The sequence below is a fragment of the Mycobacterium sp. IEC1808 genome (assembly GCF_002101935.1).
Classification (GTDB): domain Bacteria; phylum Actinomycetota; class Actinomycetes; order Mycobacteriales; family Mycobacteriaceae; genus Mycobacterium.
This window is the reverse complement of the sequence record NZ_LQPV01000017.1, coordinates 191,749-206,052: the sequence shown is the minus strand read 5'-3', so window position 1 is coordinate 206,052 and position 14,304 is coordinate 191,749. Positions and strand designations below refer to the sequence as shown.

General features: G+C 69.2%; 14 protein-coding genes and 1 pseudogene. 12 read left to right on the top strand and 3 right to left on the bottom strand.

The window, feature by feature from the left end:
• Positions 1-80: 80 nt before the first annotated feature.
• Positions 81-1,016 (top strand): lysophospholipid acyltransferase family protein, encoded by a 936-nt coding sequence (locus tag AWB92_RS11585; RefSeq protein ID WP_085185648.1) that lies wholly within the window; start codon positions 81-83, stop codon positions 1,014-1,016.
• Between the two features lie 33 nt (positions 1,017-1,049).
• Here the strand turns inward: AWB92_RS11585 and AWB92_RS11580 are convergent, their stop codons facing one another.
• Entirely contained in the window at positions 1,050-1,796 is a 747-nt protein-coding gene (locus tag AWB92_RS11580; RefSeq protein ID WP_085185646.1) for a response regulator transcription factor, read from the bottom strand.
• A gap of 199 nt (positions 1,797-1,995) precedes the next feature.
• Entirely contained in the window at positions 1,996-2,232 is a 237-nt protein-coding gene (locus AWB92_RS11575; protein ID WP_066930240.1) for a CsbD family protein, read from the bottom strand.
• Positions 2,233-2,532: 300 nt separating this feature from the next.
• Here AWB92_RS11575 and pyrH point away from each other — a divergent pair, with 300 nt between their 5' ends.
• The 6 genes and pseudogenes from pyrH to AWB92_RS11545 all read left to right on the top strand — a co-directional run.
• On the top strand, positions 2,533-3,282 hold the full coding sequence (gene pyrH / locus AWB92_RS11570) for a UMP kinase (RefSeq protein WP_085185644.1): 750 nt from the start codon (positions 2,533-2,535) through the stop codon (positions 3,280-3,282).
• 16 nt (positions 3,283-3,298) lie between these two features.
• Positions 3,299-3,856, top strand: coding sequence for a ribosome recycling factor (frr, locus tag AWB92_RS11565; protein ID WP_068103487.1), 558 nt, complete (start codon positions 3,299-3,301; stop codon positions 3,854-3,856).
• A gap of 16 nt (positions 3,857-3,872) precedes the next feature.
• A complete protein-coding gene (locus AWB92_RS11560) occupies positions 3,873-4,802 on the top strand; it encodes a phosphatidate cytidylyltransferase (protein WP_085185642.1) in 930 nt (309 codons plus the stop codon).
• 78 nt (positions 4,803-4,880) lie between these two features.
• Positions 4,881-5,975, top strand: a complete 1,095-nt coding sequence (rlmN, locus tag AWB92_RS11555; RefSeq protein WP_085185640.1) for a 23S rRNA (adenine(2503)-C(2))-methyltransferase RlmN — start codon at positions 4,881-4,883, stop codon at positions 5,973-5,975.
• 144 nt (positions 5,976-6,119) lie between these two features.
• A complete protein-coding gene (locus AWB92_RS11550; RefSeq protein WP_085185638.1) occupies positions 6,120-6,623 on the top strand; it encodes a protein disulfide oxidoreductase in 504 nt (167 codons plus the stop codon).
• A 4-nt stretch (positions 6,624-6,627) separates the two neighbouring features.
• Positions 6,628-7,455 (top strand): annotated as a pseudogene (locus tag AWB92_RS11545) (cytochrome c biogenesis CcdA family protein); the annotation flags it as partial.
• A gap of 36 nt (positions 7,456-7,491) precedes the next feature.
• Here the strand turns inward: AWB92_RS11545 and AWB92_RS30475 are convergent.
• Entirely contained in the window at positions 7,492-7,746 is a 255-nt protein-coding gene (locus AWB92_RS30475) for a DUF2631 domain-containing protein (protein ID WP_085185727.1), read from the bottom strand.
• A 79-nt stretch (positions 7,747-7,825) separates the two neighbouring features.
• On the opposite strand from AWB92_RS30475, the gene dxr reads away from it, so the two are divergent.
• The 5 genes from dxr to AWB92_RS11515 all read left to right on the top strand — a co-directional run bounded on the left by dxr (position 7,826) and on the right by AWB92_RS11515 (position 14,290).
• Positions 7,826-9,010 carry a 1-deoxy-D-xylulose-5-phosphate reductoisomerase gene (dxr, locus tag AWB92_RS11535; RefSeq protein ID WP_085185636.1) on the top strand — a complete coding sequence of 395 codons (1,185 nt, stop codon included), beginning with the start codon at positions 7,826-7,828 and terminating at the stop codon, positions 9,008-9,010.
• Positions 9,007-10,230 carry a M50 family metallopeptidase gene (locus tag AWB92_RS11530; protein WP_085185634.1) on the top strand — a complete coding sequence of 408 codons (1,224 nt, stop codon included), beginning with the start codon at positions 9,007-9,009 and terminating at the stop codon, positions 10,228-10,230. The genes dxr and AWB92_RS11530 overlap by 4 nt, the downstream gene beginning before the upstream one ends.
• A gap of 11 nt (positions 10,231-10,241) precedes the next feature.
• On the top strand, positions 10,242-11,384 hold the full coding sequence (gene ispG, locus AWB92_RS11525) for a flavodoxin-dependent (E)-4-hydroxy-3-methylbut-2-enyl-diphosphate synthase (protein WP_068103500.1): 1,143 nt from the start codon (positions 10,242-10,244) through the stop codon (positions 11,382-11,384).
• 62 nt (positions 11,385-11,446) lie between these two features.
• The gene (locus tag AWB92_RS11520) at positions 11,447-12,301 is read left to right on the top strand and encodes a GNAT family N-acetyltransferase (protein ID WP_068127719.1); all 855 of its coding nucleotides are present in this window, start codon (positions 11,447-11,449) and stop codon (positions 12,299-12,301) included.
• A gap of 168 nt (positions 12,302-12,469) precedes the next feature.
• A complete protein-coding gene (locus tag AWB92_RS11515) occupies positions 12,470-14,290 on the top strand; it encodes a penicillin-binding transpeptidase domain-containing protein (protein WP_085185632.1) in 1,821 nt (606 codons plus the stop codon).
• Positions 14,291-14,304: the final 14 nt, after the last annotated feature.

Below are 14,304 nucleotides of genomic sequence, written 5' to 3'. Positions count from 1 at the left end.
TCTCCCCGCGCTACCCCGATAGCGCGGGGAGATTTGCGTAGACGGGAATCCCGCGCGCCGGAATCGGGTATGCGAAACCCATGAGTAACCCCGATCACAGACCAGCGGAAGTACGTGCGCAAGCGAAGCTCCACGCGAGGCGGGCGCGGGTAACCATGGACGAGCGGCGCAGCCGGCAGGACGGCGGTATCAGCGGCTGGCTGGCCAAGCGCGCCGGGCAATGGGACCTTAGCGGCCAGGACGAAGCCACGCTGCAGCGCCAGAAGTTTTTCTGGAATGTACTGGTGGACTACTGGTTCCGCATGGAGATCGACGGCTGGGAGAACATCCCCGAGCCGCCTGCCCTGTTGGTGGGCATCCACTCGGGTGCCCCGTTCGTCTGGGACGCCTGGACCGTCGGCCTGCAATGGTGGCGGCGCTTCGGCCAGGACCGCCCCCTGCACGGCACGGCGCACGACGCGTTGATGGCCATCCCGCTCTTCGGGCGGTACTTCCGGTGCATGGGCGTGCTGCCGGCCGCGCCGGATGCGATCGCCACGGCGTTGGCGGAGGGTCGCGACGTGGCGCTGTGGCCCGGCGGCGAAGTGGACTCGCTGCGCCCCTGGCGTGAACGAGATTGCGCCAACCTGGCGGGCCGAAAGGGCTTCGTGAAAATGGCGATTCGCGCCGGTGTGCCCATCGTGCCGATCGCGACCGTCGGCGGCGCCGACGCGATGCCGGTGCTGATCCGCGGCGACCGGCTGTCCAAGGCACTCAAACTCGACCGCGTGCTGCGGCTCAAGGTTTTCCCGCTGGCGGTCTCGCTGCCGTGGGGGATCGCCCCGGCGGCGCTGCCTCAGTTGCCGCTGCCGGCCAAGATCCGGACCCGCTTCATGCCTGCCGTCGAGCTCGACCACGATCCCGCGCGCGCCGACGACGACGAGTACGTCGACCGCAAGTACCACGAGGTCGAAGAAGCCATTCAGGACGGCATGGACGCGCTGGCACGTAAGCGGGCATTACCGCTGTTTGCATGATTGGTTAGAAGCGAAAGCCGCGGCGCGGTAAGGCTATTGAGTGACTGGATCCGTCGCGGGCCGCGCCGTCGACGTCCAGACCGGGGTCAGTGTCGAGCCGCTGAGAATCCATTGCGGTTGCGGCGGCGTGGGCGCCATGTAGCCGACGCCGCGGACGGTGTCGATCATCGATTCGTGTTCCGCACCGAGCTTGGCGCGCAGCCGCCGCACGTGAACATCGACCGTGCGGACGCGGCCGTTGCAATCGTAACCCCACACCTCGTGCATCAGCCGGGTGCGGGTGAACGCCCGGCCGGCATGCTGCACAAGGAAATTCAACAATTTGAACTCGGTGAGCGTCAGGGCCAGGTCCTGGCCATTCAGCGTGCCGGTGAAGCTAGCCGGGTGCAGCACCAGGTCGCCGAATTTCAGGCTGCCGTCCATCGCGCTGCGCCGCCGCGCAATTGCCAGCCGCAGCCGGGCCTGCAGTTCGTCGGCCCCGGCGGCGGGCAGCAGCACGTCGTCGAAATGCCAATCCACGTCCACCGCCACGAAGTCCGCCGATGTCACCACGGCCACCACCGCGATGGACGGTGCGTCGGCCGTCAGGCGCCGGCAGGCCGCCCTGGCCGCGTCGAGGTCGGTGCGCGCGTCGATGATCGCGACGTCAGCGTTGCCGTGGTGCCCGTCGATGTGGCCGGAAAGCGGGGCGCGCCGCACGGTTTGGGTGAACGACCTCAGCGTGGACAGGGCCGATTCGAAATCGTCTGCGTCGGTGAGCAGTAGAACTTCCAAAGACATCTCCAAACTCGCGAGTTTGTCATCGCCCCCCACCCGTAGGCACCTCACGGCGAGATGTCTGCCAGCGCAGCGCTGAGTACCCGATTCAGAGTCAACTATGCAGAAGTTTATTGCGCGTGTGCACAGGATCAACAATCTGCCCCGGGAAAGTCAATGGGTCCGGCCCGTTTTCACGGACCGGACCCATTGCAGCGACAAGCTACTGGTTGGCCTTCTGACGCTCTTCGGCCGCCTCGGCGCCGCCGCGAGCGGCCTCCGCTTGCGCTTCCTTCTTCGCCGCGTCGCGCTGGGCTTCCGCCTTGTCCTGCTGGGCCTCGCCCTCGCGCGTGAGGTCGTCCCGACCGGTCACCGCGCCGACTGCTTCCTTGGCCTTGCCTTTGACGTCCTCGACGACGCCCTTAACGGCTTCGGCAGGTCCCGATTTGTTGTCCGCCATGGATCTGTTCCTCCTCATTGGCGTGCGTGGTTGAGCGATTGCTCAACGCCGACCGCTCAAGCGATCGGCCCCGTCACACGGCGAGGCTTGGCCCTTATTCTCAAGGCCGTAGGTTCGCCCCCCGCGTTGGTGCGGATTCCCCGACGCGCCGCTCGCTCAAACATCCGACACCGGAAGGAAATCGCCAACTGCGCAGATAATGCACCCCGCCGGCGCAACATTGTGCTGCGATGAGGCAGGATGTGAAATGCCGTTCCGGATGAGTTCGCCCCGGGATGGCACTCTCATGCGAGGAGTCTGATGACGGAGCCGACGAACGGGGCTTCCGGCCAGCCGGAGAGCCGATCCAAGTATTCGAGAGTATTGCTCAAGCTCGGCGGTGAAATGTTCGGCGGCGGCCAGGTCGGGTTGGATCCCGACGTGGTGGCGCAGGTCGCCCGCCAGATCGCCGAGGTCGTCCGCGGCGGCGTCCAGGTCGCGGTGGTGATCGGCGGCGGGAACTTCTTCCGCGGCGCGCAGCTTCAGCAGCGGGGCATGGAGCGCACCCGGTCGGACTACATGGGCATGCTCGGCACCGTCATGAACAGCCTCGCCCTGCAGGACTTCCTGGAAAAGGAGGGCATCGTCACCCGCGTCCAGACGGCGATCACCATGGGCCAGGTCGCCGAGCCGTACCTGCCGCTGCGCGCCGTGCGCCACCTGGAGAAGGGCCGGGTGGTGATCTTCGGGGCCGGCATGGGCCTGCCGTACTTCTCCACGGACACCACGGCCGCGCAGCGTGCGCTGGAAATCGGCGCCGAGGTGGTCTTGATGGCCAAGGCGGTGGACGGCGTGTTCTCGGCCGATCCGCGGCATAACCCCGAGGCCGAGCTGATCACCGCGATCAGCCATCGCGAGGTCATCGACCGCGGCCTGCGCGTGGCCGATGCCACGGCGTTCAGCCTGTGCATGGACAATGGCATGCCGATCCTGGTGTTCAACCTGCTGACCAATGGGAATATCGCTCGTGCGGTCGCTGGTGAGAAGATCGGAACGCTGGTTACGACCTGAGGGGAAGACGCGGAAAATGATCGACGAAGCTCTCTTCGACGCGGAAGAGAAGATGGAGAAGGCCGTATCCGTAGCCCGCGACGACCTGTCCACCATCCGAACCGGCCGCGCCAACCCGGGCATGTTCAACCGGATCGTCATCGACTACTACGGCACCAACACGCCGATCACGCAGCTGGCCAGCATCAACGTCCCCGAGGCGCGGCTCGTCGTCATCAAGCCCTACGAGACCAGCCAGCTGCACGCCATCGAGACGGCAATCCGCAACTCCGATCTGGGAGTCAATCCCACCAACGACGGCACCTTGATCCGGGTGGCGGTGCCGCAACTCACCGAGGAGCGCCGCCGGGAGCTGGTCAAGCAGGCGAAGCACAAGGGGGAAGAGGCCCGCGTGTCGGTGCGCAACATCCGTCGCAAGGCGATGGAGGAGCTGCACCGGATCCGCAAGGACGGCGAGGCCGGTGAGGACGAGGTCAGCCGGGCCGAGAAGGATTTGGACAAGACCACCCATCAGTACGTCACCCAGATCGATGAGTTGGTCAAGCACAAAGAAGGCGAGCTGCTGGAGGTCTAGCGGCCGCTCAGCAATCATGTCCGTGGCAACCACCGGCGCAGGCACTCCGCCCGACGAGCCCCCGCGTCCGCCGAAAAACCCCACGCAGCATCCGGCCACGAAGACGTCGCGGGCGGGTCGCGACCTGCGCGCCGCGATCGCGGTGGGCGTCAGCATCGGCGCCGTTCTCGTCGTGACGCTGATCTTCGCCCCCCACGTCTGGGTGCTCTACTGCGCCGGGGCCGTTCTGGTGGCCAGCCACGAGGTGGTGCGGCGGCTGCGCGAAGCCGGGTACGTCATCCCGCTGATCCCGCTGCTGATCGGTGGGCAGGTCACGGTGTGGCTGACGTGGCCATACCACGCCGCCGGCGCGCTGGCCGGCTTCGCGTCGACCGTGGTGGCGTGCAACGTCTGGCGGCTGTTCATGCAGGACAACAGCCACCGGCCCGAGCCGTTCGCCGGATCGCCGTCGGCGAACTACCTGCGCGACGCGTCCGCCACCGTCTTCCTGGCCGCCTGGGTCCCGCTGTTCGCCTCCTTCGCCGCGCTGCTGGTCTATCCGAAGGACGGCGCCGGACGGGTGTTCTGCCTGATGATCACCGTCGTCGCGTCCGACGTGGGCGGCTACGCCGTGGGCGTGCTGCTGGGTAAGCATCCGATGGTCCCGGCGATCAGCCCGAAGAAGTCCTGGGAGGGGTTGGTCGGATCGCTGGTGTTTGGCATCACCGCCGCCATCCTGACCGCGACCTTCCTGGCCGAGAAGCCGGTGTGGATCGGGGCGCTGCTGGGCGTCGTCCTCGTGATGACCTGCACGCTGGGCGACCTGGTCGAGTCACAGGTCAAGCGCGACCTCGGCATCAAAGACATGGGCCGGCTGCTGCCCGGCCACGGCGGTCTGATGGATCGCCTCGACGGGGTCCTCCCGTCGGCCGTCGCGGCGTGGATCGTGCTGACCCTGGTTCCCTAAGCGTGGCGATCGCAAGCGCGGCGTAGCCGGCGCAGCGGGTCGTCACCATGGGACTAGTCACGCGATACTAAACACGTCATGGTCCAACAATTGGTGTTCACCGAGCCGCGCCCGAGCAAGCCGCCGCGGCACCTGGCCGACCTCGACGCCGCCGGTCGCGCGTCGGCCGTCGCGGAGCTGGGCCTGCCGCCCTTTCGCGCCAAGCAGCTCGCGCATCAGTACTACGGCCGGCTGATCGCCGATCCCCGGGAGATGACCGACCTCCCGGCGGCCGTGCGCGACACGATCGCCGAGGCGATGTTCCCCACCCTGCTCGCCGCGGCCAAGGAAGTCACCTGCGATGCCGGGCAGACGCGAAAGACGTTGTGGCGGGCCCTCGATGGCGCCACCGTCGAGTCGGTGCTGATGCGCTACCCCGACCGCAACACCGTGTGCATCTCGTCGCAGGCCGGCTGCGGGATGGCGTGCCCGTTCTGCGCCACCGGCCAGGGCGGCCTGACCAGGAACCTGTCCACGGCCGAGATCCTCGAGCAGGTGCGCGCCGGCGCGGCGGCGCTGCGCGACGAGTTCGGCGACCGGCTGTCCAACGTGGTCTTCATGGGCATGGGGGAGCCGCTGGCGAACTACAACCGGGTGCTGGCCGCCGTGCGGCGCATCACCGAGGCGCCGCCGCAGGGCTTCGGGATTTCGGCGCGCTCGGTGACGGTATCCACCGTCGGCCTGGTTCCGGCTATCCGCAAACTCGCCGACGAACGCCTCGGGGTCACCCTGGCGCTGTCGTTGCACGCGCCCGACGACGAGCTGCGCGACACGCTCGTCCCGGTCAACAACCGGTGGAAGATCGCCGAGGCCCTCGACGCGGCCCGCTATTACGCTGACGTGACCGGCCGGCGGGTGTCGGTGGAGTACGCGCTGATCCGCGACGTCAACGACCAGCCCTGGCGGGCCGACCTGCTGGGTAAGCGGCTGCACGGCGCGCTCGGCCCGCTGGTGCACGTGAACCTGATCCCACTCAACCCCACCCCGGGCAGTGACTGGGACGCCAGCCCGAAGGCGGTCGAGCGCGAGTTCGTTCGGCGGGTGCGAGGGAAGGGCGTGTCCTGCACGGTGCGCGACACGCGGGGACGGGAGATCAGCGCCGCCTGCGGACAGCTGGCCGCCGAAGGCGGGTAGCTGGAGCGCAGGCGATCAGACCCAGCCTGCGGCCAGCCCTCGGCGATCCGGCCGCGGCCCGCCGAGGGCTGGCCGCCGAAGGGTGAACCGAGAGGGCCCGCGCCGCGTCTTTTAGGCATAACCAGCAAACGAGGTGATGCCAAAATGTTTCGGCTCTTGACTCCGCTCAAGCTCCTTGCTGCGGCGCTTTTCGCCGCCGCCCTGATATTCGGGCTCGCCGACGCGCCGCGCTCGGCTGCCGCCGACGACCGGCTGCAATTCAGCGCCACCACGCTCAGCGGTGCGCCGTTCAACGGCGCCAGCCTGCAGGGCAAACCGGCGGTGCTGTGGTTCTGGACACCGTGGTGCCCGTTCTGCAACGCCGAGGCCCCCGGCCTCAGCCAGGTGGTCGCCGCCAATCCTGGCGTCACGTTCGTCGGCGTCGCGGCGCATTCGGACGTGGGGGCGATGCAGAACTTCGTCTCCAAGTACAACCTGAATTTCACCAACCTCAACGACGCCAACGGCTCGATCTGGGCCCGCTACAACGTCCCCTGGCAGCCGGCCTGGGTGTTCTACCGGGCCGACGGCAGCTCGACGTTCGTCAACAACCCCACCGCGGCCATGCCCCAGGACGAGCTGGCCGGGCGGGTCGCCGCGCTGCGCTAGACCGGTGGACCGAGGTCTGGTCGGTCTGGCGTTCGCCGCCGGATTGGTCGCGGCGCTGAACCCGTGCGGGTTCGCGATGCTGCCCGCGTACCTGCTCCTCGTGGTGCGCGGGCAGGACGCCGAACGGCGCGGCCTGGCGCCGGTCGGCCGCGCGATCGCGGCGACGGTCGGGATGGCGCTCGGCTTCCTGACGGTGTTCGGGTTGTTCGGCGCGCTGACCATCTCGGCGGCCTCGACCGTGCAGCGATACCTGCCCTACGCGACGGTGGTCATCGGGATTGTGCTTGTCGCGCTTGGGGTTTGGCTCCTGTCGGGCCGCGAGTTGACGGCGCTGACACCACGCCGGCTGGGTCCGCGCTGGGCGCCGACGGTGCGGCTGGGCTCGATGTACTCCTATGGCGTCAGCTATGCGATCGCATCGCTGTCGTGCACCGTCGGGCCCTTCTTGGCCGTCACCGCCGCCGGCCTGCGGGGCGGGTCGGTCGCCACGGGGGCCTCGGTCTACCTCGCTTATGTGGCGGGCCTGACGTTGGTGGTGGGCGTCCTGGCCGTCGCGGCGACCGGTCTGGCCAGGGCGGGCTCCCGCATGGCCGACCGGCTGCGGCGCGTCCTGCCGCTGGTCAACCGGATCGGTGGGGCGCTGCTGGTGCTGGTCGGGCTGTATGTCGGCTATTACGGCGTCTACGAGCTGCGCCTGTTCAACACGAACGCCGGTCCCGACGACGCTGTGATCATGTTCGCCGGCCGCCTGCAGGGCGCGCTGGCCGGCTGGGTGCACCAACACGGCGTGCTGCCGTGGGCGGTGGCGCTGTTCGTGTTGCTGGTCGGCGCCGCCTGGCGACGACGGGCGCAGCGGCTCCGCCGAGCGCTACCGGATCCAGCCGCGGCGGCGGCCCCACAGGTCGCGCACCAGTACGACGAGCGTCAGGATGGCGAACCCGACCAGGAACCAGTTCTCGACGTGGCCGACGTGGTTGCCCCACATCATGGCCAGCAGGAATATGACGATGAACAGCCCGATCGCGTGCCAGGTGCGGACGTTGATCTTGCTCCACCCCCAGGCTGCCGACGGCACCTCGGCGACGTCGACGCCGTTGTAGTGCTCCACCTCGGTACTGGCCACGGCGAATCCCCTTCGTGATCGGCTGGTAGGAGAGATTCTGGCACACCCGCCCGCGCGACCGAGCGGGCACAATGAGTGAGTGACTAACGCGACTGCCGGCGGCCGCCTGCGCGTGCTGGTGCTGGGCAGCACCGGCTCGATCGGCACCCAGGCGCTCGAGGTCATCGCGGCCAACCCCGACCGTTTCGAGGTGGTCGGGCTGGCGGCGGGTGGGGCCAACCCCGACGCGGTGGCGCGCCAGCGCGCCGAGACCGGCGTCACCAACATCGCCGTCGCCGACGAGCGCGCGGCGCAGCAGGTCGGGGACGTCCCCTACAGCGGGCCGGAAGCGGTGACCCGGCTGGTCCAGGAGACCGATGCCGACGTCGTCCTCAACGCGCTGGTCGGGGCGCTGGGCCTGCGCCCGACCCTGGCCGCACTGGACTCCGGGGCCCGGCTCGCGCTGGCCAACAAGGAATCGCTGATCGCCGGGGGGCCGCTGGTGCTGCGGGCGGCGCGGCCCGGCCAGATCGTGCCCGTCGACTCCGAGCACTCCGCGCTGGCCCAGTGCCTGCGCTGTGGGAATCCCGACCCCGAAAAAAACGAGGTCGCCAAGTTGGTGCTGACCGCCTCGGGCGGGCCGTTCCGCGGTTGGTCCGCCGCCGACCTCGAGGCCGTCACGCCCGAGCAGGCGGGCGCCCACCCCACCTGGTCGATGGGCCCGATGAACACGCTGAACTCGGCGTCGCTGGTCAACAAGGGGCTCGAGCTCATCGAGACCCACCTGCTCTTCGGCATTCCCTACGACCGCATCGACGTCGTCGTGCACCCCCAGTCGATTGTTCATTCGATGGTCACCTTCGTGGACGGCTCGACGATCGCCCAGGCCAGCCCGCCGGACATGAAGCTGCCCATTTCGCTGGCGCTCGGCTGGCCCGACCGGGTGCCCGGCGCCGCCCCGGCCTGCGACTTCACCACCGCCTCTAGCTGGGAATTCGAGCCGCTGGACAACGACGTTTTCCCCGCCGTCGAGCTGGCCCGGCACGCCGGTCAGACCGGTGGCTGCATGACCGCCGTGTACAACGCGGCCAACGAGGAGGCGGCCGACGCCTTCCTGAACGGCAGGATCGGATTCCCCGCGATCGTCAAAACCGTCGCCGACGTGCTGCACGCCGCCGACCAATGGTCCGTTTCACCCGCTACCGTGGATGAGGTACTGGACGCGCAGCGCTGGGCACGTGAGCGAGCGCAGCGCGCTGTCAGAAAGGTCCTAGCAACCCGATGATGTTCGCAATCGGCATCGTGCTGTTCGCGCTCGCCATCCTGATCTCGGTGGCCCTGCACGAGTGCGGCCACATGTGGGTCGCGCGCGGCACCGGCATGAAGGTGCGGCGCTATTTCGTCGGCTTCGGGCCGACGCTGTGGTCGACCCGGCGCGGCGAGATCGAGTACGGCATCAAGGCCGTCCCGCTGGGCGGCTTCTGCGATATCGCCGGGATGACCCCGGTCGAGGATCTCGAGCCCGACGAGGCCGACCGCGCCATGTACAAGCAGGCGACCTGGAAGCGGGTCGCGACGCTCTTCGCCGGCCCGGGCATGAACTTCGTCATCTGCCTGGTCCTGATCTACGGCATCGCCCTGGTCTGGGGGCTGCCCAACCTGCACCCGCCCACCAAGGCCGTCGTCGGCGAAACCGCTTGCGTCGCACCGGAAACCGCCCCGGGCAAGCTCGGCAACTGCACCGGGCCCGGCCCGGCGGCGGCCGCCGGGATCCGCCCCGGCGACGTCGTCGTCAAGGTCGGCGACACCCCGGTGTCCACGTTCGAGGACATGGCGGCCGCGGTGCGCAAGCTGCACGGCACCGTCCCCGTCGTCGTCGAGCGCGACGGCAGCACTATCACCACGTACGTCGACGTGACGCCGACCCAGCGCTACCTGACCAATCCGGCCAAGGGGCGGGACGCCAAGCCGGAGGCCGCCACGGTCGGCGCCATCGGCGTCGGCACCGTCAAAACCCCGCCGACGCACTACAACGTCCTGTCGGCGATACCGGCCACCTTCGCCTTCGCCGGCGACCTGACCGTCGAGGTGGGCAAGGCGCTGGTGACGATCCCGACGAAGGTCGGGGCGCTGGTGCACGCCATCGGCGGCGGGCAGCGCGACCCGGGTACGCCGATGAGCGTCGTCGGGGCCAGCATCATCGGCGGCGACACCGTCGACCACGGGCTGTGGGTGGCGTTCTGGTTCTTCCTGGCGCAGCTGAACCTCATCCTGGGCGCCATCAACCTGGTGCCGCTGCTGCCGTTCGACGGCGGCCACATCGCCATCGCGGTGTTCGAGAAGATCCGCAACCTGATCCGCTCGGCGCGCGGCATGGTCGCGGCGGCGCCGGTGAACTACCTCAAGCTGATGCCCGCCACGTACGTGGTGCTGGTGTTCGTGGTCGGCTACATGCTGCTGACCGTGACCGCCGACCTCGTCAACCCGATCAGGCTGTTCCAGTGACCAGCCTGGGAATGCCGGACGCCCCGCCGCCCACGCTGGCGCCGCGGCGCAAGACGCGCCAACTGATGGTCCGCGACGTCGGGGTCGGCAGCGACTACCCGATCTCGGTGCAGTCGATGTGCACCACCAAGACGCACGACGTCAACACGACGCTGCAGCAGATCGCCGAGCTGACCGCCGCCGGCTGCGACATCGTGCGCGTCGCCTGCCCGCGCCAGGAGGACGCCGACGCGCTGGCCGAGATCGCGCGGCACAGCCAGATCCCGGTGATCGCCGACATCCACTTCCAGCCGAAGTACATCTTCGCCGCCATCGACGCCGGGTGCGCCGCGGTGCGGGTGAACCCCGGCAACATCAAGGAGTTCGACGGCCGGGTCGGCGAGGTCGCCAAGGCCGCGGCGGCGGCCGGCATCCCGATCCGCATCGGCGTCAACGCCGGCTCGCTGGACAAGCGGTTCATGGAGAAGTACGGCAAGGCCACCCCCGAGGCGCTGGTCGAGTCCGCGCTGTGGGAAGCGTCGCTGTTCGAGGAGCACGGCTTCGGCGACATCAAGATCAGCGTCAAGCACAACGACCCCGTCGTGATGGTCGCCGCCTACGAGCAGCTGGCCGCCCAATGCGACTACCCGCTGCACCTCGGCGTCACCGAGGCCGGTCCCGCGTTCCAGGGCACCATCAAGTCGGCGGTCGCGTTCGGCGCGCTGCTGTCGCGGGGGATCGGCGACACCATCCGGGTGTCGCTGTCGGCGCCGCCGGTCGAGGAGGTCAAGGTCGGCATCCAGATCCTCGAGTCGCTGAACCTGCGGCCCCGCGGCCTCGAGATCGTGTCGTGCCCGTCGTGTGGTCGCGCCCAGGTCGACGTCTACACGCTGGCCAACGCGGTCACCGCCGGCCTGGACGGGCTCGACGTCCCGCTGCGGGTGGCCGTGATGGGCTGCGTCGTCAACGGTCCGGGCGAGGCCCGCGAGGCCGACCTGGGCGTCGCGTCGGGAAATGGCAAGGGGCAGATCTTCGTTCGCGGCGAGGTGATCAAGACCGTGCCCGAGGCCCAGATCGTCGAGACGCTGATCGAGGAGGCCATGCGACTCGCATCAGAAATGGGTACCGATCCGGGAACAGAACCGAGCGGTTCGCCGATTGTGACCGTAAGCTGATAGGGGCCCGCGCCCCGCTCTGTTTTTAAGATCGTCAGTTCGCACCACAGAGAGTTCCCCCGATGTCGGCTCCGCCCATCTTTCGCCTTGTCGGCGAGCGGCGGGTTTCCGTGGTGCGCGACGCCGCCGCGGTGTGGCGGGTGCTCAACGACGACCCGGTCGGCTCGTGCATGGTCGCGGCCCGGGTGGCCGACCACGGCATCGAACCCAATTCGATCGGCGGGGAGCTGTGGACACGGCGCGGCCCCGACGAGTCGCTGTGCTTCGCCGGCGCCAACCTCATCCCGCTGCGCGGCGGACCGGCCGACCTGAACGCCTTCGCCGACGAGGCGATGAGCGCGACGCGGCGCTGTTCCTCGCTGGTCGGCCGGGCCAACCTGGTGATGCCCATGTGGGAGCGCCTCGAGCCGGCCTGGGGTCCGGCGCGCGACGTGCGCGACCACCAGCCGTTGATGGCCCTGACCAGCCACCCGAACTGTGACATCGACCCCGGCGTGCGGCAGGTGCGGCCCGACGAGCTGGACGCCTACCTGGTGGCCGCCGTCGACATGTTCATCGGCGAGGTCGGTGTCGACCCGCGGCTCGGCGACGGCGGTCGCGGCTACCGCCGGCGGGTGGCCAGCCTGATCGCGGCGGGCCGGGCCTGGGCCCGCTTCGAGCACGGCCAGGTGATCTTCAAGGCCGAGGTCGGGTCGCAGTCGCCGGGCGTCGGTCAGATCCAAGGGGTTTGGGTGCACCCTGAGTGGCGCGGCCTCGGCCTCGGCACCGCGGGCACCGCGACCGTGGCCGCCGTGATCGTCGCCACCGGCCGGGTCGCCAGCCTGTACGTGAACAGCTTCAACACCGTCGCCCGCGCCGCGTACGCCCGGGTCGGCTTCGCCGAGGTGGGCACCTTCGCGACGGTCCTGCTGGACTAGCCCGTCGCGACCGCCCGCGGTCGGCCGCCCGGCTAAGCGGGCGCTGGCGGGCCGATGCCCGGCTGGCCGGGCGCTGGGCGCCGAAATACCTAACGAGGGCGTGCATAACGGTCGGGTCTCGGTGTGTCGAGGCAGGTGTGGGCGCCGCAGTTCATAACATTTGCACCGATGGTCACAAAAGCAACAGCAGCCTCAGCCAGCGCGAGCGTGCTGCTCGTCGCGGCGATAAGCCTGTCCGGCTGCACGCCGCGGCCCGACGGCCCCGCGCCGGCCGCCGAGAAGTTCTTCGGCGCCTTGGCAATCGGGGACACCGCGACGGCCGCGCAGCTCAGCGACAACCCCAACGAGGCCCGTGAAGCGCTCAATGCCGCCTGGGCCGGGCTGCAGGCCACCCACCTGGATGCGCAGGTTCTCAGCTCGAAGTACGCCGAGGACACCGGCACCGTCGACTACCGCTTCACCTGGCACCTGCCGAAGAACCGGACCTGGAGCTATGACGGCCAGCTGAAGATGGCCCGCGACGAGGGGCGCTGGGAGGTTCGGTGGGTCACCACCGACCTGCATCCCAAGCTTGGCGAGCACCAGACGTTCGCGCTGCGGGCCGATCAGCCGCGGCGCGCCTCGGTGAACGAACTCGGCGGCAGCGACGTGCTGGCGCCGGGCTACCTGTACCACTACACGCTGGACGCCACCCAGGCCGGCCCGTCGGAGTCGCTGAGCTTCACCACCCACTCGATCGTCGACGTGCTGCGGCCGTTCAACAACACGCTCACCGACCCGCAGGTGCTCGCTGAGCAGGCCAGCGCGGCGCCCCACCCGCTGGACCTGGGCGTCACGCTGCATCCCGACGACAACGACAAGGTCTTCCCGGCGATCGGCCGGCTGCCCGGCATCGTGGTCACGCCGCAGGCCGAAATGCTGCCCACCGACCCGCATTTCGCGCCGGCCGTCATCGCCGAGGTGAAGAAAGCCGTGATGGATCAGCTCGACGGCCAGGCGGGCTGGCGGGTGGTCAGCGTCAACCAGAACAACGTCGACGTCGCCGTGCTGCACGAGGTCGAGGGGTCGCCGGCGCCGTCGGTGTCGATCACGCTGGACCGGGTCGTGCAGAACGCCGCCCAACGCGCCGTGGACAACAAGGGCGGCAAGGCGATGATCGTCGTGATCAAGCCGTCGACGGGGGAGATCCTCGCGATCGCGCAGAACAAGGGCGCCGACGCCGACGGCCTGCCGGCCACCAACGGCCTGTTCCCACCCGGGTCGACCTTCAAGATGATCACGGCGGGCGCCGCCATCGACCGCGACATGGCCACCCCCAACTCAATGCTGGGGTGCCCCGGCCACATCGACATCGGGCATCGCACCATCCCGAACTACGGCGGCTTCGACCTGGGCGTGGTGCCCATGTCGCGCGCGTTCGCCAGTTCGTGCAACACCACGTTCGCCGAGCTGAGCAGCAGGATGCCGCCCCGCGGCCTGACCCAAACGGCCACCCGCTACGGCATCGGGCTCGACTACACCGTTGACGGCCTCACCACCGTGACCGGGTCGGTGCCCCCGACGGTGGACCTCGCCGAGCGCACCGAGGACGGCTTCGGCCAGGGCAAGGTGCTGGCGAGCCCGTTCGGCATGGCCCTGGTGGCGGCGACGGTCGCGGCCGGCAAGACCCCGGTGCCGCAGCTCATCGCCGGTCGGCCGACGACGGTCGAGGGTGACGACACCCCGATCAGCCCGAAGATGGTCGAGGCGCTGCGGCCGATGATGCGGCTGGTGGTGACCAATGGGACCGCCAAGGAGATCGCCGGCTGCGGCGAGATCTACGGGAAGACCGGTGAGGCCGAGTTCCCGGGCGGGTCGCACTCCTGGTTCGCCGGGTACCGCGGCGACCTGGCGTTCGCCGCGCTGATCGTCGGGGGTGGCAGCTCGGAGTGGGCGGTGCGGATGACGAAATTCATGTTCGAGGCGATGCCGCCGGGCTACCTGGCCTGAACTGCCCCGGTCCC

What these genes read in the sequence shown, in the direction of transcription:
- AWB92_RS11580 (WP_085185646.1), bottom strand. Translation starts at nt 1,796, where the DNA reads ATGTCTTTGGAAGTTCTACTGCTCACCGACGCAGACGATTTCGAATCG.
- rlmN (WP_085185640.1), top strand. Translation starts at nt 4,881, where the DNA reads ATGGTCCAACAATTGGTGTTCACCGAGCCGCGCCCGAGCAAGCCGCCG.
- pyrH (WP_085185644.1), top strand. Translation starts at nt 2,533, where the DNA reads ATGACGGAGCCGACGAACGGGGCTTCCGGCCAGCCGGAGAGCCGATCC.
- AWB92_RS11585 (WP_085185648.1), top strand. Translation starts at nt 81, where the DNA reads ATGAGTAACCCCGATCACAGACCAGCGGAAGTACGTGCGCAAGCGAAG.
- AWB92_RS11575 (WP_066930240.1), bottom strand. Translation starts at nt 2,232, where the DNA reads ATGGCGGACAACAAATCGGGACCTGCCGAAGCCGTTAAGGGCGTCGTC.
- AWB92_RS11560 (WP_085185642.1), top strand. Translation starts at nt 3,873, where the DNA reads ATGTCCGTGGCAACCACCGGCGCAGGCACTCCGCCCGACGAGCCCCCG.
- frr (WP_068103487.1), top strand. Translation starts at nt 3,299, where the DNA reads ATGATCGACGAAGCTCTCTTCGACGCGGAAGAGAAGATGGAGAAGGCC.
- AWB92_RS11550 (WP_085185638.1), top strand. Translation starts at nt 6,120, where the DNA reads ATGTTTCGGCTCTTGACTCCGCTCAAGCTCCTTGCTGCGGCGCTTTTC.
- AWB92_RS11520 (WP_068127719.1), top strand. Translation starts at nt 11,447, where the DNA reads ATGTCGGCTCCGCCCATCTTTCGCCTTGTCGGCGAGCGGCGGGTTTCC.
- ispG (WP_068103500.1), top strand. Translation starts at nt 10,242, where the DNA reads ATGCCGGACGCCCCGCCGCCCACGCTGGCGCCGCGGCGCAAGACGCGC.
- AWB92_RS11530 (WP_085185634.1), top strand. Translation starts at nt 9,007, where the DNA reads ATGATGTTCGCAATCGGCATCGTGCTGTTCGCGCTCGCCATCCTGATC.
- AWB92_RS11515 (WP_085185632.1), top strand. Translation starts at nt 12,470, where the DNA reads ATGGTCACAAAAGCAACAGCAGCCTCAGCCAGCGCGAGCGTGCTGCTC.